General features: G+C 59.5%; 15 protein-coding genes. 5 read left to right on the top strand and 10 right to left on the bottom strand.

Going from position 1 to position 22,258, the window contains the following annotated elements:
* Positions 1 to 17 precede the first annotated feature (17 nt).
* The 3 genes from dgt to ACYU7Z_RS01875 all read right to left on the bottom strand — a co-directional run bounded on the left by dgt (position 18) and on the right by ACYU7Z_RS01875 (position 4,500).
* A complete protein-coding gene (gene dgt / locus ACYU7Z_RS01885; protein ID WP_460566988.1) occupies positions 18 to 1,403 on the bottom strand; it encodes a dGTP triphosphohydrolase in 1,386 nt (461 codons plus the stop codon).
* 168 nt (positions 1,404 to 1,571) lie between these two features.
* Positions 1,572 to 2,825 (bottom strand): DUF4407 domain-containing protein, encoded by a 1,254-nt coding sequence (locus ACYU7Z_RS01880; protein ID WP_460566987.1) that lies wholly within the window; start codon positions 2,823 to 2,825, stop codon positions 1,572 to 1,574.
* A gap of 427 nt (positions 2,826 to 3,252) precedes the next feature.
* Positions 3,253 to 4,500: an alpha-amylase family glycosyl hydrolase gene (locus ACYU7Z_RS01875; protein WP_460566986.1), complete on the bottom strand. Its 1,248-nt coding sequence runs from the start codon at positions 4,498 to 4,500 to the stop codon at positions 3,253 to 3,255.
* 1,109 nt (positions 4,501 to 5,609) lie between these two features.
* Between ACYU7Z_RS01875 and ACYU7Z_RS01870 the strand changes: the two genes are divergently transcribed.
* Entirely contained in the window at positions 5,610 to 6,836 is a 1,227-nt protein-coding gene (locus ACYU7Z_RS01870; protein WP_460566985.1) for a 4-hydroxy-3-methylbut-2-enyl diphosphate reductase, read from the top strand.
* Between the two features lie 348 nt (positions 6,837 to 7,184).
* Here ACYU7Z_RS01870 and glgP read toward each other — a convergent pair whose 3' ends face one another.
* On the bottom strand, positions 7,185 to 8,855 hold the full coding sequence (glgP, locus tag ACYU7Z_RS01865) for an alpha-glucan family phosphorylase (protein WP_460566984.1): 1,671 nt from the start codon (positions 8,853 to 8,855) through the stop codon (positions 7,185 to 7,187).
* Between the two features lie 80 nt (positions 8,856 to 8,935).
* Complete coding sequence (locus ACYU7Z_RS01860; RefSeq protein WP_460566983.1) at positions 8,936 to 9,913, bottom strand: hypothetical protein; 978 nt, start codon at positions 9,911 to 9,913, stop codon at positions 8,936 to 8,938.
* 81 nt (positions 9,914 to 9,994) lie between these two features.
* Between ACYU7Z_RS01860 and ACYU7Z_RS01855 the strand changes: the two genes are divergently transcribed.
* A complete protein-coding gene (locus tag ACYU7Z_RS01855; protein ID WP_460566982.1) occupies positions 9,995 to 11,884 on the top strand; it encodes an Nramp family divalent metal transporter in 1,890 nt (629 codons plus the stop codon).
* 62 nt (positions 11,885 to 11,946) lie between these two features.
* Positions 11,947 to 12,861: an alpha/beta hydrolase gene (locus ACYU7Z_RS01850; RefSeq protein WP_460566981.1), complete on the top strand. Its 915-nt coding sequence runs from the start codon at positions 11,947 to 11,949 to the stop codon at positions 12,859 to 12,861.
* A gap of 9 nt (positions 12,862 to 12,870) precedes the next feature.
* On the opposite strand, the gene ACYU7Z_RS01845 is transcribed toward ACYU7Z_RS01850, so the two are convergent.
* From ACYU7Z_RS01845 to ACYU7Z_RS01830, 4 genes are read right to left on the bottom strand one after another with little or no spacing between them, the layout of a single operon-like run.
* Entirely contained in the window at positions 12,871 to 13,494 is a 624-nt protein-coding gene (locus ACYU7Z_RS01845) for a hypothetical protein (protein WP_460566980.1), read from the bottom strand.
* Positions 13,472 to 14,746: a glycerophosphodiester phosphodiesterase gene (locus tag ACYU7Z_RS01840; RefSeq protein ID WP_460566979.1), complete on the bottom strand. Its 1,275-nt coding sequence runs from the start codon at positions 14,744 to 14,746 to the stop codon at positions 13,472 to 13,474. The genes ACYU7Z_RS01845 and ACYU7Z_RS01840 overlap by 23 nt, the downstream gene beginning before the upstream one ends.
* Positions 14,731 to 15,480: a hypothetical protein gene (locus ACYU7Z_RS01835; RefSeq protein ID WP_460566978.1), complete on the bottom strand. Its 750-nt coding sequence runs from the start codon at positions 15,478 to 15,480 to the stop codon at positions 14,731 to 14,733. The genes ACYU7Z_RS01840 and ACYU7Z_RS01835 overlap by 16 nt, the downstream gene beginning before the upstream one ends.
* A gap of 35 nt (positions 15,481 to 15,515) precedes the next feature.
* Positions 15,516 to 16,709 (bottom strand): bifunctional 3,4-dihydroxy-2-butanone-4-phosphate synthase/GTP cyclohydrolase II, encoded by a 1,194-nt coding sequence (locus ACYU7Z_RS01830; protein WP_460566977.1) that lies wholly within the window; start codon positions 16,707 to 16,709, stop codon positions 15,516 to 15,518.
* Between the two features lie 234 nt (positions 16,710 to 16,943).
* Between ACYU7Z_RS01830 and ACYU7Z_RS01825 the strand changes: the two genes are divergently transcribed.
* Positions 16,944 to 20,264: a TonB-dependent receptor gene (locus tag ACYU7Z_RS01825; RefSeq protein ID WP_460566976.1), complete on the top strand. Its 3,321-nt coding sequence runs from the start codon at positions 16,944 to 16,946 to the stop codon at positions 20,262 to 20,264.
* Positions 20,265 to 20,360: 96 nt separating this feature from the next.
* Here ACYU7Z_RS01825 and ACYU7Z_RS01820 read toward each other — a convergent pair whose 3' ends face one another.
* On the bottom strand, positions 20,361 to 21,167 hold the full coding sequence (locus tag ACYU7Z_RS01820; protein ID WP_460566975.1) for an alpha/beta hydrolase: 807 nt from the start codon (positions 21,165 to 21,167) through the stop codon (positions 20,361 to 20,363).
* Positions 21,168 to 21,271: 104 nt separating this feature from the next.
* On the opposite strand from ACYU7Z_RS01820, the gene ACYU7Z_RS01815 reads away from it, so the two are divergent.
* The gene (locus ACYU7Z_RS01815) at positions 21,272 to 22,225 is read left to right on the top strand and encodes an ATP-grasp domain-containing protein (RefSeq protein ID WP_460566974.1); all 954 of its coding nucleotides are present in this window, start codon (positions 21,272 to 21,274) and stop codon (positions 22,223 to 22,225) included.
* The last annotated feature ends 33 nt before the right edge of the window (positions 22,226 to 22,258 follow it).

The raw sequence follows: 22,258 nt of genomic DNA, 5'->3' as shown, positions 1-22,258 counted from the left end.
GTTTAAAGCTGAACTGCTTAGCCGTGCACCGGCGTCGAGATCCCTTTCAGGCGGCGGTACATTTCGGTGGCGTACTCGTCGGTCATCCCACTGAGGTAGTCCAGGGCGTTCTGCACCTTTCCATAACCGCTTCCGGCCTCGCGGAATCCGGTGAGGTGCGACGGAAACAGCTTCAGGATAATTCCCTCGCGGTGCGTGGGCCGCTCCCGGAGCAGCGCGGGCACGAGGAGCTCGAGCAGTTCCGACATCAGGTTGTATCCCGCCAGCTCGATCTGGAGCACCGTGTCATGGCTGTAGATCTTCGTCCGGCTCAGGGTCTGAACCGTGGTCAGGCAGCCGGTACGGTCCTGGAGGTTGTCGATAAGCGTATCGTTGAAGGTGCCGGCCAGGATCGCTTCCTGGTGATCGAGGAAGATCTGCGTGCACTGCTGCACCAGCTGGTTGATGACGCGGGCGCGGAGAAAAGCGATCCCCTCGTTGGCATCGGCGATCTTCGCGTAATGCTCGAACGTGCTGTCGGGACGGGCGTCTTGCGGCTTTGTCTTTTCCAGTACTTCGGCAAAGGCGGCGCGCACTGTTTCTGTCGACAGGATACCGAGGCGGTGGGCATCTTCCATATCCACGATCGAATAGCAGATGTCGTCGGCGGCCTCTACGAGGTACACAAAGGGGTGCCGGCGGAACACGATCGGGTCCTCGCTTTCGGCCAGCATCCCGCAGCCGCGCATCACCTCGAGCACCGTGTCCTTCTCGCTTTGAAAGAAGCCGTATTTCTTGCGGTGCTTGAACGTCTTGTCGACGCTCACCGATTCGCAGGGATATTTCAGGATGGAGGCGATGGTCGTATACGTAAGCCCGAAGCCGCCCGTGAAGCGGCCCTTGAAGCTGTGGGTGAGCACCCGGATGGCGTTGGCGTTGCCTTCGAAGGCGGTCACATCCTGCCACTCGCGGTCGTTGAAGTAGGCCCGCAGCGGCTTCCCTCCTATCTCCGTCCGTTCATTGTCGACGAAGTAGGCAGAGATGGCCTTCTCCCCCGAATGCCCGAAGGCGGGGTTTCCGATGTCGTGCGCGAGGCAGGCCGCGGCCACCACGTTGGCGAGCTCGTAGCGGTAGAACTCGTAGGCCTCGTCGTTGCTGCCCTTGTAGCGGAGGGAGATCGCTTCGCCGATCATCTTCCCGAGCGAGCGGCCTACCGATGCCACCTCCAGCGAGTGTGTAAGGCGGTTATGCACGAAGGCCGTTCCCGGCAGCGGGAACACCTGCGTCTTGTTCTGCAGGCGCCGGAACGCCGATGAAAAGATAAGCCGGTCGAAGTCGCGCTGGAAGCCCGATCGCGGGCCTTCGGGGATCTTATCCGAGCCGACGCGGCGGTGGGTGAATATGGAGTCGAAGGTCATCGCCATGCGAGCGAAGATAACCCCTTTGGAACGTCATTGCGACCTCGCATCAAGCGAGGGAAGCAATCTGAATCGGGTGAAGTGAGTCGCTGGATCGGGCGCAGAGCAAGCCCCACGAGATTGCTTCGTTCGCCGGCGCTTCACGCCGTCTTCCTCGCAATGACGTTTCAGTGGTCAGAGCAGGCTGTCATCCTCAACTCCATAATCCTTCCGGATCTTCCGCAGCACTTCGTCCATGCTGGCGCGGTGGTCCTTCGGGTTCCACTCGCCCCGCTCCCACTTGTCGAGCTCCTCGTCGATGTGTTTTTTCTGGAGCTCGGTGAGCTTGTCCACGAGCTCGCCCGACACTTCGCGCTGGCGCTCGTAGAATTTCTTTTTCTTGTCGAAGAGGAGGTCGCGGCCCTTGAAGAGATCGTTTTCCGAAGCGGCCATCTGCAGCAGCTCCTCGCGGGCGAGGGCAATGTCGTAGGGACCGACGGGCATGATCAGCTTGGAGAGTATGGGACCGGTTTCGAGCAGGATGATGAGCAGCGACACGAGCAGGGTAGACCACCATACGCTGCTTTCCTCGTTGGACAGATCGGAGAGTGCTTTGTTGCGCTCGAGGAAGCCCAGGTTGGCGCCGGCCGTCCCTTCGTAGCCGCGGCGCTTTTCCTCGACCGCCGCGCGGGCGGAGGCAATGAGGCTGTCCTGCGTATGCAGCTGCGTGGCCAGGAGTGCCAGCTCGGGGGCGAACTGGGCCTGCGCGGATTGCCAGGCGTTCATCTTGAGCCGCGTGAGCTGCTCGATGCCGCGGCGCCCGGAGCCGCCCGTGCCGTCGGCCTCCTGCACGTACGCGTTCTGCAGGCGGGCCAGCGTGTCTTCAATGGCGGCGCGGCGCGCGGTGATCCGCCCGCGCTCGGCTTCGGCCGCGGCGACCTGCGTCTTCGTTTCGAGCTGCAGCAGCGAGTCGTTGCGCTGGATCTTGCGGTGGGTGTTCTCCACCATCTTCACGTTGATCTCCTTTTCGAAGATCTTGAGCTCGAGCGGCCGCGCGATGGTGACACCGATGAGCAGCGCCAGCACGATCCGCGGGAGGGCCAGCAGGAACTGCCGCCGCCGCGATACGCCGTACTTCCGCATTGTGCTCACAAGAAAGCGGTCGAAGTTGAAGATGATGAGTCCCCACACGAGGGCGAAGACGATCGTCCAGCCGAGGTGCTCGAAGATGCTGTAGATCGCATAGCCCGAGGAAAGCGCCGCCAGCACGAAGGTGGCGAGCAGCACGCCGCCGAGGCCGCTGTACTTGATGCCCTCGGAGGGATATTGCTTCAGGAGCGGTGCATGCGCGCCGGCGCACCACCAGAGGAAGTTCGATTTGGCTTCGGGCGACTGTCCTTCGAAGCTGTCGTACGTATAGGCACGCTCGGTGCTTTTGTTTTCTGCCATAGGTTTCCGTTATCGGTATACAGGGAACGTTTGTGGTTGAAGTTGAAACCTGACAACAGGGAAACGGGCAATCAATGTTCCTTCTTGTATGAAGGTAGCCTTTTAACAGTTCGGCTTACCTCCGCTTTGTTTCGAAAGGGCCGAAAAATGGGGTGAATGCTGCTGGCGAAGGCCCAAAAAGAAAGAGGGCGGAACACCCAGTTCCGCCCTCTTTTCTTAATCACCACGAAAAACCAACACGTCCTCTATGTACTGGGTACATTCCAAAAATCGTTTTGTACACCAACTGGGAATGCGTACACCCAAAGTCGCGTTCAACCTATTCACTTCGAATACTATACCAAAGTTGTTCAGCCCCACGTTCCGCTCATGTGCCCTGCCGCCTGTGGCGTGCCTGCCCCGGATGCTGCGGCACAATGGGGAAAATTCAGAAGCGCAGCACCGCGTAGCCCCAGGGCCCGAGGTGCCGGGGGGCATCGATCTCATCGGTTTCCATATGGGTCAGCTCATCACGCCAGCTGCCTTCCGGCAACCGGTCGCGCACGACCACCTCGCGGAGCTCCGGCGTCAGGTTGAGCAGCACGAGCACCCGCTCGTCGCCTTTCTCGCGGAGGTAGCAGAGCACCTCGTCGCCGGCGTCGGTGGGCAGGATGCGGCAGGAGGCATCCGACGCCAAGGCAGCGCTCTCGGTACGAAGCCGAAGCAGGTGCCCGTAGAAGCCGCTCAGCGCCCCGGCGCCCTTCCAGGGAATCGGGTCTTTCTCGAAAAACTGGAGCCGCTTGCGGAGCGGAAGCTCCTGCCCCGAATACAGCAGCGGGATGCCCGGCCAGGTGCAGCTGAACACCGCCAGCAGCGCGGCCATGGCGCCGTACTTTTCGTACTCGGTGCCGTTCCAGCTGTTCTCGTCGTGGTTGCTGGTAAACCAGGCCGGCAGCCCGGGTGCGGCACTGTAGCGGTCGAGCAGGGCGAGCCATTCGGCGCGCGGCAGGCGGCCCTCGTAAAACTCCTGCGCAGCGTGCATCCAGCTCCAGGTATAGGCGGCGTCGAACACCTGCATGTACTGCGGGTGCGTCAGCGGGTCGAGCTCGCCGAGCCAGAAGAGCTCCTGGTATTCGGCGAGCGCGGCCTTCGCCTCGATCCAGAAGTCGACCTGCACCCAAAAGGCGAGGTCGCAGCGAAAGCCGTCGATGCCCGTTTCCTCGATCCAGAAGCGCATCGCCTCGATCATCGCGGCGCGGAGGTAATTATTGCTGAAGTCGAGCTCGATAATGTCGTCCATACCGTGGGCCGGCACGAAGCCGCCGTCGGCGCCGCGCTCGTACCAGTCGGGGTGCTCCCGCGTCCAGCGGTGGTCCCAACCCGTGTGGTTGGCCACCCAGTCGATGATGACGCGGAAGCCCAGCTCGTGCGCCTCGGCCACGAGTGCCCTGAACTCGTCGAGCGTACCGAACTCGGGGCTCACAGAGGTGTAGTCGGAACAGGCGTAATACGAGCCCATGGAGCCTTTCTTCCGCTCCTGCGAGATCGGTGTCAGCGGCATGAACCAAAGCGTCTCCACGCCCATCTCGCGCAGGCGGGGCATATGCGGGCGGAAGGCCGCCATCGTGCCTTCGGGCGTGTATTGGCGGAGGTTGACTTCGTACACATTCGTGCGGAGGATCCAGGAGGGAGTCATAGAATAACGAATATCGAATATTGAATAACGAATATCGAAGTTGTTTTCCACAGCGCAGCCACCGTTGAGGGAAAGGAAGTTAAGTGGAAGAAGGGTCGGAACCGCGAAGAGAAGAAGAAAAGAAGTGGTGCGCTAAGACACGTGATGCGTTGCAGCATCTGACGGCATGGCGAGCGGAGCGAAGCAACCGGCTTCACCGTACGTCATTGCGAGCGCACCGAAAGCAATCGGCTTCACTATTGGGCACCGCCTGTCGAAGCCGCGGCGTAGGGCATACTCCAAAGAGGAAGCCGATTGCTTCGTTGCCGTTGCCTGCGGCACCGGCGCCTCGCAATGACGCTCCGGATGGGTCTGTCCCGCGCCTCAGGCACACGTCATTGCGAGCGCAGCGAAGCAACCGGCTCCATCGTACGTCAATGCGAGCGCAGCTAAGCAATCGCCCCCCACGAACGTCATTGCGAGCGCAGCGAAGCAACCGGCTTCATCGTACGTCATTGCGAGCGCAGCGAAGCAATCGGTCCCCCGCGAACGTCATTGCGAGCGCAGCGAAGCAATCTCTTTCGGGCTAGTCTGAGGCCCCGTCGGCTGCGGAGCCGGCCCGGAATGGATTGCTTCGTTGCCGTTGCCTGCGGCACCGGCGCCTCGCAATGACGATCCAAATGGGTCTGTCCCGGCCCCAGGCACACGTCATTGCGAGCGGAGCGAAGCAACCGGCTCGATCGTACGTCATTGCGAGCGCACCGAAACAATCGGTCCCCCGCGAACGTCATTGCGAGCGCAGCGAAGCAATCTCTTTCGGGTTAGTCTGAGGCCCAATCGGCTACAGAGCCTGCCCGGAAGGGATTGCTTCGTTGCCGTTGCCTGCGGCACCGGCGCCTCGCAATGACGCCCCGGATGGGTCTGTCCCGGCCCTGGCACCTGGCAATGACGTCCGGCGCAGCTTCGCTGTGCTGGACGTTTCCATATCGCTTTGCGTATACCTTATTTCCTTCTTTTCTTCGCGGTGAAAAACCTTATTCCCCTTCCAAAGCTTTCTCTCCTGCCGAAGATCCTGTTAAAGGGCATCAGCCGATTGGCAGTCCCTGCCCCGCTGCTTACCTTTGCCCTGCATGAAAACGTTCGATGTTCCCGTCAACTACCGAAGCCCGCTGATCTCGGCCGTAAAGAAGCAACGAAAGGAGGCCGACCGGATGAAGAAGGACTTCACGCCTACCCTGCTCGACTTCGGTCCGCTGCAGGTATACCTGGCGCGGCACTTCGGCTTTTGCTACGGCGTGGAGAATGCCATTGACATCGCCTTCCGCACCGTGTCCGAAAACCCGGGCCGCCGCATCTTCCTGCTCAGCGAGATGATCCACAACCCGCAGGTCAACGCCGACCTGCTGGCCGCCGGCGTCCGCTTCCTGCAAGACACGAAGGGCAACCCGATCATCCCCTTCGACGAGCTGACGGCCGACGATATCGTGCTCATCCCGGCCTTCGGCACCACGCTCGCCATCGAAAAGCGCCTCAACGATATCGGCATCCGCACCGAGCAATACAACACCACCTGCCCCTTCGTGGAAAAGGTCTGGAACCGCAGCGAGGGCATCGCGCAGAAAGGCTACAGCATCGTCATCCACGGCAAGCCGAAGCACGAGGAAACCCGCGCCACCTTTTCGCACGCCGCCAAGGACGCGCCTTCGGTGGTCGTAAAAGACATGACGCAGACCATCGAGCTGGCGAAATACATTACCGGTGAAAAGCCGGCTGAAAACTTCTACGAGGAATTCAAAGGTCAATACTCCGAAGGCTTCGACGTTGCCCGCGACCTGCAGCGCATCGGCGTGGTCAACCAGACCACGATGCTGGCCACCGACACGCAGGCCATCGCCGACTACCTCCGCGACGTGATGATCGCGAAATACAACCTCTCCGGCGACAATGTGAAGGAGCACTTCGCCGACACGCGCGACACGCTTTGCTACGCCACCAACGACAACCAGTCGGCCGTACAGGGACTGCTCGAAGCCCCGGCCGACCTCGCGATCGTGGTCGGTGGCTACAACTCCTCCAACACATCGCACCTGGTGGAATTATGCGAGGAAAAGCTTCCTACCTTCTTCATCAACGAGGAAAGCAAGCTGCTGTCGAAGCACACGATCTTCCACTACAACTTCCACACGGGTCTCGAGCTTGTTTCAGAAAATTATCTTCCCGACCGGGAGCCCGTTTCGGTACTGATCACGAGCGGCGCTTCCTGCCCCGATGCCTTGGTCGAAGGCGTGATCCGGCGCCTGCTCTCGTTCTTCCCGGGAAGCAAATCGGTGGAAGAAGTGGCGGCGGCGTTTCAATAACAGCATTCCCAAGAGAAAGAACGCAGATCCACCTACGGTGGATACGCAGATTATTAAGATTAGTTATGATTTGCTGACGCACGCAAAAGAAAATCTGCGCGGAAGCCTTTGTGCGCCCGTCATTGCGAGGAGGCGGAGCCGACGAAGCAACCGGCCCCCTATGTGAGCAATGCCCGCGCCCCGTGCTTCACCGGCCGCTCCCACATAGATCAGCCGATTGCTTCGCTGCGCTCGCAATGACGCGTTGCGGGTAACTTCCAAATAACAAAAAGGCCCCCGCTTACACGGAGGCCCCTTCGATATTCGTTATTCGATATTCGTTATTCGTTATTCGTTATTCGATATTCTTCACCCTTTAAACGGCCGCAGGTACAGCATGTTGTAATACTCCTCCGCCATGCGGTTGGAGTCGAACTGCAGCTGCACGTCGCGCATGCCGTTCTTCACGATCTGGCGCCAGGTGTCGTAGTTGTCGTAGTACAGCGGCAGGATCTGCTTCTGCAGCACTTCGTAGAGCTGGTCGAGGTCGTACTGGTCCTGCTCCTGCGTGCTGATCTTCGTGTACTCGATCGGCGGCACGATAAAGCCGTTATTACCGGGATGCACGAATTCGGGGATCCAGCCGTCGTTGGTGGAGAAGTTGACGGCACCGTTCATGGCGGCGGTCATACCCGAAGTGCCCGAGGCTTCGCGCGGCACGCGGGGGTTGTTGAGCCAGCAGTCGGCGGCCTGCTTCATCCGCTTCGAAAGTGCCAGCTCGTAGCCGATGAGGACGGCCATATTCTTGTAATTCTTGCTCAGGTGCACCAGCTCGTTGAACTCGGAGATCGCCGGGTAGTCGACCGGGTAGGGCTTGCCGGCCCAGATGATCTGCACGGGGTACTTCGAGTCGGCCATCAGCTTGTTGAAGCGCTCGATGTCGCGGGTAATGAGGTTGGCGCGCTTGTAGCCGGCAAAGCGGCGGGCCCATACGATGGTAAATACGTTCGGGTCGAAGATCTTGCCGGTCTGGTCGGCCACGAGCTCGAAGGCGCGCTTCTTCATCCACTTCTTGCGGTCGTCGAAGCCCGTGTCGTCGCCGTCTTCGCGGAAGCGGTACAGTGCCTTGTCGGCCCAGTAGCGCCAGTTCTGCGCGTTGGTGATGGCGAGGATCTCGCAGATGTTGTCATATTTCGCCCACATATGGCGGCTTACCTCGCCGTGCAGCTGCGATACGCCGTTGGCGATACGCGCAAAGCGCAGCGCGGCCAGCGAGTGGTTGAACTGGTCGTCGGGCATTCCCGTCAGGTGCTTTACCTCCTCTACGGAGAGGCCGCAGAAGTAGCTCATTTTATGACAGAGGTAGATGTCGTGCTTTTCGTTGCCGGCCTCTTCGGGTGTGTGCGTCGTGAACACGAGGCGCTTCTTGACCTCGTTGAGATTGCGGTTGAATTTGTTGTACAGGTAGAAGGCCGAGGAAAGTCCGTGGGCTTCGTTGAGGTGGTATACCTCGGGATTGAAGCCGATCTCGTCGAGCAGCTTCGCGCCACCGACGCCGAGGAGGATGAACTGCGCCACCTTGGTAGCCACGTTGGCGTCGTAGAGGCGGTGCGTGATGGTTTGCGATACGTAGTCGTTCTCGGGAATGTCGGTGGTCATGAGGAACATCGGCGCCGACTGGAACACGTTCGGCGGCAGGTACATCACCTTCACCCAAACCGGGTGCTCGTGTACCGTGATCTCGAACTTGATGCCGGTGTCTTCGAGGAAGCCGTAGATCTTTTCCATCCAGGTCACCTGCAGGGTCTGGTCCTGGTTGCGCGCCTGGTCGTAGTATCCGTATTTCCAAAGGATACCGATGCCCACGAGGTTCTGGCGAAGCTCGAATGCGGAGCGCATGTGCGAGCCGGCAAGAAACCCGAGGCCGCCGCTGTAGATCTTGAGGGGCTGGTGGATGGCAAATTCCATCGAGAAATACGCCACTCGTTTCTTAAAGCGGTCGTCGATAGGGTAAGGGACCTGGAAAGATCTGAAGTTCATGATTGTTACGGAGGATTTTAGCTGCGCAAGATAAGGAAATAGTCAGATGTGTATTTAGGACACGATTAACGGCGGGTAAACTACTTGCGGGCCTTTTTCTTTCCGCCGTTTTTCGGCGAAACCGCTTTTTTGCGCGGGAAAGAGCCTTCGAAGACGCACTGTACGCCGCGGCGCGAGCCGCAGCCTTCCATTTCGCGAAGCGTAACGGAGTTGCCGGAAAACGTGAGCTCCAGCACGCAGGGATCGCCGCCCTGGCGGTAGACGGCCGTGCGCGAAGAGGTAAGCAGCGCGGTGCCTTTGATCTCGCCGCTGCAGATATTATCGGCTTCGCCTTTTTCGAAGTGCACGAAGAAGTTGATCTCGCTCGGGTTGCGCGCGTCGCGGATCGACACGAAGTTGCGCGGCCCCTTTACATAGTCGCCCGCAAGCGGGTGCTTCCGGCCGAAGGTATCGATCGGGTTGAGCACGTCCTGGTTGTCTTCGAGCGGGTCGGTGAGAATGAGGGTAAAGCCTTTTGCCTGCGGGTTATATACATAAACATCCTTCCCCTCGGCGGTCTGCTCTTTCGGCATCTTCTTTACGACATTTCGCGTGATGGTACCCGAGCGGTCGACCGAAGATGTCTGTGTCGTGGCCTCATCCTCATCGGGAACCAACAGGGGAAACAACGCGCTGAACTTTTCCTGCTCGAAGCGATAGAGCAGCGCAACGTGCTGGCTGCCGCTGCTGGCACGGACGGCAAAGAACTCCACGCCCGACACATCACCGGTGCGCGCGAGCGGCGTGTACCGCGGCTTGCCATCCCCAAAGAGCGCCGTCTTCATGCTGTCGGGAAGCAGGGACGTGAATTCGGGGTAACGCAGCGAGGCCGTGTCGGCGCTATGCTGCAGCGCGGTATCGCTGATGCAGTAGGGCAGCGCGGCCTTCGGAAAGCGCCCGGCAAAGCTGCTGTAGGAAAAGGAAGATCCCTCCTCCCCTTTCACTACCGGCTCTTTCTTCGGTCCATCGGAGCAGGCCATCAATCCAAGCAGCAACAGGAAGCATCCCAACAGGCGCATAGTCGGTTTTTGCTGTAAATAAACGGAATAACCACCAAACGCACCGGACGCGGGTTAGGGGCCGCCCCCTATTTTTGTTGCATGACGACCCCTTCTGCCGACTCCTCGCTCAGTGAAGTGCACGGCTCCGTGGATACGACAGCTGGCGCCGGCAAACCGCTCTGGAGACGGGTTCTCATGTATTTCGGGCCAGCCTACCTCGTAAGCGTCGGCTATATGGATCCAGGCAACTGGGCCTCCGACCTTGCCGGCGGCAGCCGCTTCGGGTACCAGCTCGTTTGGGTGCTGCTGATGAGCAACCTGATGGCGCTGCTCCTGCAAAGCCTCGCCGCCCGGCTCGGCATCGTACGAGGCCGCGACCTTGCACAGGCCAACCGCGAAGCCTACCCACGCCGCCTCACGGTGCTGCTCTACCTGATGGCCGAGATCGCCATCGCCGCCACCGACCTCGCCGAAGTATTGGGCATGGCCATCGGCATACAACTCCTCACCGGTATCCCCCTGCTGTGGGCAGTGCTCATCACGCTTTGCGATACGTTCCTGCTCCTGCTGCTGCAGCGGCTCGGGATGCGCAAGATGGAGGCATTTATCATCGGCCTGATCGCCATCATCGGTATCTCCTTCCTGGTGCAACTGGTGATGGCAAAGCCCGATCTCGGCGCCGTCGCACACGGCCTGATCCCGACGATCCCCTCGCCCGCAGCCCTGTTTATCATTACCTCCATCATCGGGGCGACGGTGATGCCGCACAACCTCTATCTCCATTCGGCGCTCGTGCAGACCCGCAAGATCCGCCGCGACGACAGCGGCATCCGGCGCGCGCTGAAGCTCAATTTCATCGACAGCACCATCGCGCTCAACGCCGCCTTCTTTGTCAATGCCGCCATTCTCGTGCTGGCTGCTTCTGCCTTCTTTTATAAAGGAATTCCGGTGGAAGGCATCAAGGAAGCGCACCGCCTGCTCGATGGCATGCTCGGAAGCAAGGCGGCACCGATTCTCTTCGCTGTGGCGCTGATCGCCGCGGGACAGAGCAGCACCATCACCGGCACACTGGCCGGGCAGATCGTGATGGAAGGCTACCTGCACCTCCGTATCGATCCCTGGGTGCGGCGCCTGCTGACGCGCCTGCTGGCCATCGTTCCGGCCGTTATCGTTATTCTAGTAAGCGGCGAAAAAGGCACCGAGCAACTGCTGCTCCTGAGCCAGGTGGTGCTGAGTCTTCAACTGGGCTTTGCCGTCATACCACTGATCCATTTCGTGAGCGACCGCAGCACGATGGGCAAATTCGTCATCCCGCGCTGGGTGCAGGTGCTGGCCTGGATCATCACGGCGATACTCGTATACCTCAACGCACGGATGGTAGTGGAGCAGCTCACCGGGTTCTTCGCCTCGGGCACACACGCGTTCTGGATCTATTTCCTGTCGGCGCTCGCGATTTTCTTCGCTGGCCTGCTGATCTATATCACGGTGTACCCGCTTATCCGCCGCAGGAAGGAACTGCCGGCGCCGCAGGTGGTCCACATGCATCCGCCGCAGGAGATCGGCCAGCCGATCATACCGGTGTATGCGGCCATCGCGCTCGCGCTCGACTTCAGCCGCTTCGACCAGACGCTGCTCGCCCACGCCGTTGGCCATGCACGCGCGGGCACACGGTTCGTGCTGATACACGTGGTGGAAAGTGCCTCGGCGCGTATCCATGGCCGTGAGTCGGATGACCTCGAAACGCGCAAGGACCTCGAGCAGTTGGAGCTGTACGCCCAGGAGCTGCGCAAGCTCGGTTACGAAGCGACCACGTTGCTCGGCTACCACAGCCGCGCACGGGAGATCGTTCGCCTTGTGAAGGAATCGGGCGCCGACCTGCTCATTATCGGCGCACATGGCCACAAGGGTATGCTCGACTGGATCTACGGGCAAACGATCGACTCGGTGCGCCACGCGCTCAAGATCCCGGTGCTGATCGTCAGCACGTAGTTTTCGCGTCACCGATGGACAAACCTCCTGCAGAATATCAGCCCATGCTGTAGCTTTCCGGTATGAAGCGACTCTGTCTTCTCGCCCTTTGCTTTTGCATCGCCTTCTGTTCGGAGGCGCAACTACCCAAGGTATCGCCGGGAAAAATCGTGCGTATCGATTCCTTCCATTCGCAGCTGGTACAGCCGCGGAATATCGACGTGTGGCTACCACCGGGCTACCCGTCGGCCGGCCGGTATGATGTGTTGTATATGCACGACGGGCAGATGCTGTTCGACAGCACGATCACCTGGAACCGGCAGGAATGGAAGGTCGATGAAACGATGGGACGCGTGGTAGCAGCGAAAAAGATCCGGCCGACCATTGTCGTGGCGATACCGAACATCCCGAGGTTGCGGCTCGCCGAATATTTCCCGCAGGGGGCGCTGCGCTGGCTCCCGGCCGCTTCGAAAGATTCGCTGACGGCTGAAGTGGGCGGCGAGTTCCTGGCGGATGCCTACCTCGGCTTCATCGTTACAGAGCTGAAGCCCTATATCGACTCGGCCTTCGATGTTTATTCGTCGCGCGAACATACCTTCATCGCCGGCTCCAGTATGGGCGGCCTTATCTCTTTTTATGCACTGTGCGAGTACCCCCACATCTTCGGCGGCGCGGCCTGCCTTTCCACCCATTGGCCCGGCAGCCTCAAGCAGCTGGGTGCAACGAGCCCGGTCGCTGCTGCCATTACCCGGTACATAGCCGCCGAATTACCGCCGCCGGGGAGCTTTCGTTTGTACATGGACCGCGGCGACAAAACGCTCGACTCTTTCTACGCCGCCTTTCAGCCGGCCATTGACCGGATCGTTCGAAGCAAAGGCTACTCGTCCCGGAGCTTCCGCAGCCTTGTCTTCCACGGCGCCGACCATTCGGAAAAGGCCTGGGCCGCACGACTGGAAACGCCGCTACAATTCTTACTGGGAAACAAAAAACTCAGGTAGCAGGAGCTACTACCAGTTCGCAAACTTCCAGACATACTGGACCTGCAGGCAAAGCGAACCGTTGGACGTTTCGGAAGCATAGAGCCATTTGAACTCCGTACCCAAGCCTGATTTTTTTCCAACCGGGAAGATGTACGACGCCGCGGCCATCCAGCCCACGGTGAATTTAGTTGCCGTACTGTGTCCCTGGTAATCGAGACGGGTTTTCAGGAAATAGGCGCCCGAACCTGCGAAGATGTTGAAGTTGCGTGTAACCGACATCGACCACACGAGCAGCACCGGCACCGCATCGAGCGCGATCGTTCCCTTGCGCCCGGCCGAATCGGTGACGCCATAGGAGAAGAAGGTGATGTGACCGCTTTCGATACCGGCCTTCAACAGGTGATCGGGATGCCACATAATACGCACGGTTGCAACCGGGTTAAAACGCGACAGCTTCGGATTCAGGTAGGAAGGCATGCTCCGCTCGGAGGCGAAAAAGCCGATACCTGCGTTGAAATAGGCCACCAGCGCGTATTTGCCACGCCCGGTGGGTTGGGAAGTAAAGAGACTGTCCTGGGCGCCCGACCGCAGCGCGAGGAGCGACAGTATAAATACAGTGATCGTTTGTTTAGCGTTGTGTGTAATACGCATAAGCTACAGCAGAAGGATAATCGGTGAGAAGGCCGTCGAAGTGCCCCTGGCCGAGGAACAGGTAGATGTTTTGTGGAAGATCCAGTGTCCAGACGAACGCGCGTTTGCCCTGAGCGTGAACGGCCGATACGGCGTCGTTTTGCAGCCCCAGGGTCCAGCGCGGCCCCCAAACACGGGAGTTGAGGTCCTGTACATCGGCAGGATCGAGCTCGCATACAGAGGGTACCTGCTGGTAGTTGGGCAGCTGCCTGAATTCATCGATCACAACGCGATCGGGGATGCCGATCAGGATTTCAAGCGGCTTGCCGAGCGACGCCGCCTGCTGCATGTATTCCTGCTGGAGCGCGCGGATCTGCGCCAGGCTTCCGTGAAATTTTGTATCGAGCCAGACAAAGCGGAGCGGGGTTTTTCGCAGCACCACATCCAGCGCTTCGCGCAGCGTTGGAATGCGCTCGCCCCCGATAAGGCGCACCAGCTCGTGCAACTGCGCATAGCTGTAATCTTCAACCGGTCCCACCATGCCGTTTCTCTGGATAAGACGCTCGCTCAGGGTCGCATCGTGGTACAAAACAGGCACTCCGTCGCGCGTCATGCGCACGTCGATTTCGATACCCGTAGCGCCAAAGGGCGCCGCATACGGAATGATCTCGGCACTGTTTTCCGATGCCGGCAACAAGTCGGCGGTTTGTCCACCACCGCGATGCACAACGATCTCGAAGGAACCGTTGCCGAATAGCGGGCGATCGTAGCGGAAGTGCAGCGGCCTTTGCGGGACCTCCGCGCCTTCACCATAGACGCCTTCCAGTTGCACCGCTGCGCCGGTAGCGCCGCCCAGGGCAAAGCGTCCGCCGGTAGAATCGTGAATCGTGAGGCGTGCGGCACCGGTTTCGGTACCGGTCATCCGGCGCCAGTACCCATTGAGCAGGATCGTGCTGTCGACACGCTTTCCCTGCAGCAGCAGGTAAGTAACGTCCTTCTGGCAAAACAGCGATACATAGAAAGTAGTGTCTGTGCCATTGGCCACATAGCTTGCCTTCAGCACCGCATCTCCGCCAAAGCGGTCGCTTCCGTCGACAGTATTGTAGACGCCTTCGAGCCTTGGTGCAACGGGGCCGGTCAGCCGCAATGCGGATGGAGATTCAAACAGGTCCCAGCGGGTATCCGGCAGCGTTACCTCATAGGTGCGCCTGCAGGCTCCGAGCGCCAGCAACAGCCCGAATGCAGCAGCATATTTTATTAAAGCGTTAGGCATGCGATCAATTGAGGGTAAAAGAAGTTCCGGTCGTGGGTGGAAAAGGCGCTCCACGTTTGCCAGAAAAATGAGGTGTAGGCGGCCCGAAAGCCAAGTGCCATCCGCTTTTTGCCATAAAAGGGCTGCTCAAGCATCACGGTATAGGCAGACCCACTGAATGTCTGAAACTGGCTGACGATCTTGATCGTCCCGGCCACCGGCCGTACATCGAGCGTCATGATCGACTCGGCCCGGACGGTCAGGAGCACCTGCTTGTTGAAGCGATAGCCTACCGACAGGCTGGGGAAATTCTGCCAGCCCGTTGCATGCGTTTTGAATCCTTGGAAATTGTTGAAGCCAAACCAGAAGGCGATGTCGTTTCCTACCGCTGCCGATACGCGCCGGGTTAGCGGGAAGGACAGGCGCGGACCCACGGAAAAATAATTCTGGAAACCCTGGAGGCTGCCGCGTCCGTACAGCGACAGCTTATTACCGAGACGGCGCAATGCGGCCACCTCGAGAGCGGGAATGCGGTAGTGAAGCTCCTCGGTGATCTCGTAGGGCATCGTCGTAGCCGTCGCACCGACACCCACGGTCCAGTTGCGCTGCGGCGCCAGCGGGAAATAGAGGAATTTCAGTTGGTGCCTTACCGTACTATCGAAGTGGGCCTGCGCCCTGATTTGGGGCGAGGTTGCAAACGCCAGTAACAGCAGCAGCAGGCGCAACACTGTGGAAAAAGCAGGAAGTGGAGACATGCAAGCAAGAGCTTGCAAAAACCAAACCGCGCAGGCTACATCTCGTGTCCCAGCTTATCGCGCTTCGTATTCAGGTAACGCTCGTTGTGCGGGTTCGGCACCACTTTAAGCGGTACGTTGTCGACGATCTCCAGACCGTATCCGAGCAGGCCGACGCGCTTTTTGGGATTGTTGGAAATGAGCTTCAGCTTGTGGATACCGAGGTGGCGCAGGATCTGGGCACCGACGCCGTAGTCGCGCTGGTCCATCTGGAAACCTAGGTGCAGGTTGGCTTCGACGGTGTCCATCCCTTCTTCCTGGAGGCGGTAGGCCTTCAGCTTGTTGAGAAGACCAATGCCGCGTCCTTCCTGGTTCATATAAAGGATACAGCCCTTGCCGGCTTCCTCCACCATCTTCATGGCGCCGTGCAGCTGTTCGCCGCAGTCGCAGCGGAGCGAGCCCAGGATGTCGCCGGTGAAGCAGGAGGAGTGCACACGCACCAGCACGGGCTCGTCTTTTTCCCAGCTTCCCTTGATCAGCGCGAGGTGCTCGTTCGATGAACCCTTTTCCTGGAAGGCCACGAGCTTGAAATGCCCGAATTGCGTCGGCATATCCACGCGCACGATCTCCTCGATGAGCGAATCGCGCTGGACACGGTATTCAATAAGATCCTTGATGGAGATGATCTTGAAGTCGAACTTCTCGGCGATCTCGAGCAGCTGCGGAAGGCGGGCCATCGTGCCGTCCTCGTTGAGGATCTCCACGAGTACGCCCGAGGGCTCGAAGCCGGCAAGGCGGGCCAGGTCGGCGGCCGCTTCGGTATGGCCGGCGCGGCGGAGCACGCCGCCCTTCTTGGCGCGAAGGGGAAAGATATGGCCGGGGCGGCCGAGATCGTCGGGGCTGGTGCCGGGATCGATGAGGGCCTGCACGGTGGCGGAGCGGTCGTGGGCCGAGATGCCCGTGGTGCAGCCGTGCCCGAGGAGGTCGACCGATACGGTGAAGGCCGTCTCGTGCAGGGCGGTGTTGTTATTGACCATGAGCTCGAGCCCGAGCTCGTCGCAGCGGTCTTCGAGCAGGGCGATGCAGATGAGGCCGCGGCCGTGCTTGCTCATAAAGTTGATCACTTCGGGGGTCACGTTGCGGGAGGCGGTGATGAAGTCGCCCTCGTTCTCACGGTCCTCGTCGTCGACGACGATCACGAGCTTCCCGTTGCGGATATCTTCGATGGCGCTTTCAATGGTATGAAGCATACAATGTTATTCTGCTGCAAAGGTAGCTACCGGAAGGCCTTCGGGAATACGGCGACCTCCAAATGTTCGATCACCCTGCACTGAGCGCTGCGGGCCTTCCGGAGGCTATTTTGCCAATTAGTGATATGTTAATAAGGTCCTAAGAATTGTTGACCTTTTTTCATTTTCTTTGCAACGAAAACCTCTAATACCTAGTTTATGCTCAAGAGATTATTGTGTCTGCTTACAATTGCCTTGCTAGCATCACCCGTGCTCTTCGCGCAGGTTACCACGAGTAGCCTGACGGGGGTCATCCGGGATGCAGGCGGCGGCGCGACACTTTCGGGCGCGACGATCACGGCTACCCACACACCGTCGGGTACCCGCTATTCAACCAGCTCCCAGAACAGTGGCCAGTTCCGCATCGACAACATGCGCAGCGGCGGTCCGTACCTGGTGGTCGTGACCTACGTTGGCTACGAACCGCAACGCTTCGACGACATCAACCTGCAACTGGCGGAGGCGACTGTTCTCAATGCCAGCCTTTCCAAAACAAACACCACGCTGGAGCAGGTGGTGGTAACGGGCGCCGGCCGCAGCCGGATCCTGAACGCCAGCCGCTCGGGTGCCGTGACCAACATCGGCCGCACCGAGATCCAGCGCATGCCGTCCATCACCCGCTCGATCAACGACCTGACCCGCGTTACCCCGCAGGCCAACGGTACCTCGATCGGTGGTGGTAACTACCGCTCCAACTTCATCACGGTCGACGGCTCCGACTTCAACAACCAGTTCGGTATCGGCACCAACCTGCCGGCCAACGGCTCGCCGATTTCCCTCGACGCCCTCGGCGAGGTTTCGGTGAACGTAACGCCCTTCGACATCCGCCAGTCGGGTTTCACCGGCGCTTCGGTAAACGCCGTTACCCGCTCCGGCACCAACAACTTTGAAGGTTCGGTGTACCGCTACTGGCGCACCGAGCGCCAGCAGGGCAACAAAGCCGGCAGCGTGACCTTCTCCCCCGTTCCCTTTACGTTCGACCAGTTCGGCGCCCGCTTCGGTGGCCCGATCGTCCCGAACAAGCTGTTCTTCTTCCTCAGCTACGAGCAGGACAACCAGCCCAAGAACGTCCAGTCGCGCCTCGCGGCTACGTCCAACGCTCCCTTCGGCAGCGCGCCCAACATCGCCCGCCCCACGCGTGACGACCTCGACTCGTTCAGCTCGTACCTCTTTAATAAGTATGGCTACGTAACGGGCCCCTACGACAACTACAGCACGCAGATCGAGCGCAAGAAGTTCCTGGCCCGCCTCGACTGGAACATCAACCGCAACAACCGCTTCAACGTCCGCTACAACCAGGTGGAAGGCGGTGAGCCCAACCCGCCGAGCACCTCGCGCTCGCCGCTCTCGGGCTTCGCAGGCGGCACCCGCACCGACATCAACGCGATGTGGTACAAGAACTCCAACTACTTCCAGGGCGCCAACTTCTACTCGCTGGCCGCCGAGCTCAACTCGAACCTGGGCAACCGGATGACCAACACGCTGCGCGGTACCTATACCTACCAGAACGACTCGCGCACGACGACGAGCACCGACTTCCCCTTCGTGGACATCCTGAAGGATCCGGGTAACCAGCCCGAAACGCCCTACGTTTCGTTCGGCTACGAGCCCTTCTCGAAAGGCAACCTGCGCCAGGTCAAGACCTACTCCTTTGTAGATAACTTCACCTGGAACATCAACCGCCACAACCTGCTGCTTGGCGTTCAGTACGACAACAGCACCACGGTGAACGGCTTCCAGCGCTTTGCCACGAGCTACTACACCTTTGCTTCCTGGAACGATTTCGTAACGGGCCAGCGCCCGGTCGGCTTCGCCCAGACCTATACCCTGAACAAGGACTTCTCGCAGGTGTTCCCCACCTTCAAATTTGAGCAGTACTCCGCTTACGTTCAGGACGAGGTAACGGTAACGCCCCGCTTCCGCCTCACGCTGGGCCTGCGTGCCGACCTCCCGACCTATCCCAACGTAAAAGAGATCCAGACGCACCCGCTGGTTGACAGCCTTCGCTTCAATGGCGAGGAGATCAACACCGGCAACCTGCCGAAGTCGCGCGTGATGATGTCTCCCCGCATCGGCTTCAACTGGGATGTACGCGGCGACCGCTCCTTCCAGGTACGCGGTGGTACGGGTATCTTCACCGGCCGTATTCCTTTCGTATGGATCGTGAGCCAGTCGGGTGATGCCGGCCTGCTCCAGATCACGGAAGCTTACTCCGGCGCATCGGTTCCCGCCAACGTTACTTCGTTCAACCCCGACCCCGCTGCTTACCGTCCGACCGTAGCGCCCGTTCCGGGTACCTCGATCCCGACTACGGTTACGGCCATGTCGCGTGATTTCAAATTCCCCCAGACCTGGAAGTCGACCCTCGGCTTCGACCGTCGCCTCGGTGGTGGCTTCGTGCTGAGTGTTGAAGGTATCTTCAACAAAGACCTCAACACGGTTGTGTTCCGCAACCCGAACCTCGTGGCTCCGAAGGCCCTGAACGTTGCCGGCTACCCCGACAGCCGCCCGATCTACGAAGCAGCTGTACGCGATCGCTTCCTGTACACGCTGACGCCCGGTGGCAACCCGACGCCCTCGAACCCGCGTCCCAACTACCCCATCCCCAACGGTGTTGCAGTTACCAACCAGCAGGCCTTCAACCCCATCGTGATCGACAACGGCAGCAAAGGCTACTCGGCGTACTTCACGATCAACCTGCAGAAGCAGTTCAGCAACAACTGGTACGCTACCATCGCCTACACGAAGGCCTGGGGTGCTAACCAGTTCGACGGCTCGGGCGACCAGCCCCTGTCGGCCTGGCAGGCAACGCCGAACGTATACGGCCCCAACGATGCCCGCCTCGACTACAACGGCAACATCCTCCCCGACCGTCTCATCGCCTCGGTATCGTATAAGAAAGAATACCTCAAGCACCTCGGTACTACGGTGTCGCTCTTCTACGAAGGCGCTATCGGTGGCCGCTACAGCTACGTGTACAGCGGCGACTTCAACCGCGATGGTATTTCGGGCAACGACCTGATCTACATCCCGAAAGATGCTACCGAGATCGACTTTGCTTCGACGACGATCAACGGCGTTACCTACACGGCCGCCCAGCAGTCGGACCTGTTCTTCAAGTATGTCGACCAGGATCCCTATCTCCGCAAGCACAAGGGTCAGTATGCCGAGCGCAACGGCGCGAAGCTTCCCTGGCGCAACCAGTTCGATATGAAAATTCTCCAGGATGTATTCGTGAACGTGGGCAAGCGCCGCAACACGATCCAGCTGAGTGTTGACATCTTCAACTTCGCCAACCTGCTGAACTCGAACTGGGGTATCATCCGCACGCAGAACTCGCTGCAGCCGCTGATCCCGACCAACCAGAACTCGCTCGTAGCCGGCGGTACCACCCGCCCGACCTTCCGTCTCGCGATCGACCGCAACGCGCCCCTCACGGAGTCGTTCCGCGACATCACGACGATCACGTCGACCTACTACATGCAGTTCGGTATCCGCTATATCTTCGGAAACTGATGACGTGAATCGTCAATCGTGAATCGTCAATAAAGAACGGCAGCCAGTGGCTGCCGTTCTTCTTTTTCCGCGCGTCGCGGCTTCACGATTGACGATTCACGACCCGAAGGCCCACTGCAAAAAGTGCGGGAACGCCCGTCCCCAGGTCGCAACATCGTGCTTGCCGTCTTCGTAATTGACGTAGCAGATATCGTCATCGGTATAGCCTTTCTCCCTCAGCTCCTCGATCAGCGCGAGGGTATCGTCGATCGAGTCGATGACGCCGTTGTGATTGCGGTCGGAGGTTTCGTCGAGGGAGCCGGTGGTAAAATAGAACCGCTGCCCCTTGTGCAGCTTGCCGGCGCGCACCTGCGCGTGCATGATGCGGTCGGTGTCTTCGACGTAGCCGTCTTCAAGGTCGCGGCTCCGCCACCAGAGTGAGCCCGAGAAAACCCCGGCGATCCGGAACAGCTCCGGGTGGCTCCAGGCCATGTCGATGGCCATGAGGCCACCGAGCGAGAAGCCGGCTATGGCCTTCTGGCGGAAGGAAGGAATGCAATAAGCGTTGTGCAGGTGCGGCAGTAGCTGGCTGCGGATAAAGCGGTCGTAAGCGGCTGCCTTCGCGCCGCGACCCTTGAAGTCGAGCACCTTGGCGGTACCGTACTCCATCTTCCGGTCGGGGCCGCAGTGAATGCCCACACAAAGCAGCGGCTTCAGGCGCCCTTCCTCCTTCAGCCCGTTCAGCATTTCCCCGAACTGGAATTTTTCCAGGTCCTGGCCGTCGTTGACCAGGAGGAGCGACAGGGCGGACGGGTCGGAGATGAACTTGGGGAGGTAAAAATCCACCGTGACATAGCGACGCAGGTCGGCGGAATAGAGAAGTTTCCGCTCCACGATGAGGCAGCGGAGGTCATTGAGTTGCATGGCGCCAAAAATAGCCGTTTCGATTCGCAGCGGACCGATGAAAAACTTTTTGGCGGTAGCGGTAATGTCGTATTTTAAAGCATCTGCAAAGCAAACCACGCATTATGAAAAAAATCGGAATATTACACGGTAAGGAACGCTCCTTCCCGACGGCATTTATCGAAAAGATCAACAGCAAGGGAATTGACGGTATCGTAGCGGAGCCCGTACGGATCGACAAAGCGATGCAGGGCGAGCCTTCCGGCTATGCCGTCATCATCGACCGCATTTCGCAGGACGTGCCCTTCTACCGCACCTGGCTCAAGAACGCCGCCCTCCGTGGTACCGCTGTCATCAACAATCCCTTCTGGTGGAGTGCCGACGAGAAATACTTCAACAACTGCCTCATGACGCAGATCGGTGTGCCCGTGCCGAAAACGGCCATCCTTCCCTCCTACGAAAAACCCAACGACACATCCGACGAGTCGTTTTCCAACCTGGCCTACCCGCTCGACTGGGAGGGCATTTTCAGCTATACAGGGTTCCCCGCGTACATGAAGCCCTTCGAGGGCGGCGGCTGGAAGAACGTGTACAAGCTGCGCAACATCGAGGAGTTTTTTCAGAAGCATGCAGAGACCGAGCAGCTCGTGATGCTGCTCCAGGAGGAGATCATCTTCACCGAGTACTACCGCTGCTACTGCATCGGCCGGAAATACGTCAAGATCATGCCTTACGAGCCGCGCAACCCGCACCACCTGCGTTACTCCGCCGACTTCACGCCAAGCCCCGAGCGGCTCAAGCAGATGGAAGACATAGTGCTGCGGATCAACAACTACCTTGGCTACGATTTCAATACCGTGGAGCTCGCCATCCGCGATGGCATTCCCTATGCGATCGATTTCTGCAACCCCGCGCCCGATGCGGATCTCGCCTCGGTGGGTGAAGAGAATTTCAACTGGGTGGTGGAGAACGCGGCGAACTACGCCATCGAGCGTGCGCAGGCCCAGAAAGACGATCAGGACAACCTCACCTGGGGCGAATACATCAAGCGCTCCGCCACCGGCCAACCGTTACTTTAATCAGTTTGGGGTTTGGAGTTTGTGGTTTGTAGT

The organism is Flaviaestuariibacter terrae (genome assembly GCF_054777635.1).
The sequence above is the reverse complement of the archived record's forward strand: the minus strand, read 5'-3'. Positions and strand labels throughout refer to the sequence as shown.

Bases quoted from the DNA above. Each gene is read 5' to 3' on its own strand.
- dgt (WP_460566988.1), bottom strand. From the start codon at position 1,403: ATGGCGATGACCTTCGACTCCATATTCACCCACCGCCGCGTCGGCTCG.
- ACYU7Z_RS01880 (WP_460566987.1), bottom strand. From the start codon at position 2,825: ATGGCAGAAAACAAAAGCACCGAGCGTGCCTATACGTACGACAGCTTC.
- ACYU7Z_RS01875 (WP_460566986.1), bottom strand. From the start codon at position 4,500: ATGACTCCCTCCTGGATCCTCCGCACGAATGTGTACGAAGTCAACCTC.
- ACYU7Z_RS01870 (WP_460566985.1), top strand. From the start codon at position 5,610: ATGAAAACGTTCGATGTTCCCGTCAACTACCGAAGCCCGCTGATCTCG.
- glgP (WP_460566984.1), bottom strand. From the start codon at position 8,855: ATGAACTTCAGATCTTTCCAGGTCCCTTACCCTATCGACGACCGCTTT.
- ACYU7Z_RS01860 (WP_460566983.1), bottom strand. From the start codon at position 9,913: ATGCGCCTGTTGGGATGCTTCCTGTTGCTGCTTGGATTGATGGCCTGC.
- ACYU7Z_RS01855 (WP_460566982.1), top strand. From the start codon at position 9,995: ATGACGACCCCTTCTGCCGACTCCTCGCTCAGTGAAGTGCACGGCTCC.
- ACYU7Z_RS01850 (WP_460566981.1), top strand. From the start codon at position 11,947: ATGAAGCGACTCTGTCTTCTCGCCCTTTGCTTTTGCATCGCCTTCTGT.
- ACYU7Z_RS01845 (WP_460566980.1), bottom strand. From the start codon at position 13,494: ATGCGTATTACACACAACGCTAAACAAACGATCACTGTATTTATACTG.
- ACYU7Z_RS01840 (WP_460566979.1), bottom strand. From the start codon at position 14,746: ATGCCTAACGCTTTAATAAAATATGCTGCTGCATTCGGGCTGTTGCTG.
- ACYU7Z_RS01835 (WP_460566978.1), bottom strand. From the start codon at position 15,480: ATGTCTCCACTTCCTGCTTTTTCCACAGTGTTGCGCCTGCTGCTGCTG.
- ACYU7Z_RS01830 (WP_460566977.1), bottom strand. From the start codon at position 16,709: ATGCTTCATACCATTGAAAGCGCCATCGAAGATATCCGCAACGGGAAG.
- ACYU7Z_RS01820 (WP_460566975.1), bottom strand. From the start codon at position 21,167: ATGCAACTCAATGACCTCCGCTGCCTCATCGTGGAGCGGAAACTTCTC.
- ACYU7Z_RS01815 (WP_460566974.1), top strand. From the start codon at position 21,272: ATGAAAAAAATCGGAATATTACACGGTAAGGAACGCTCCTTCCCGACG.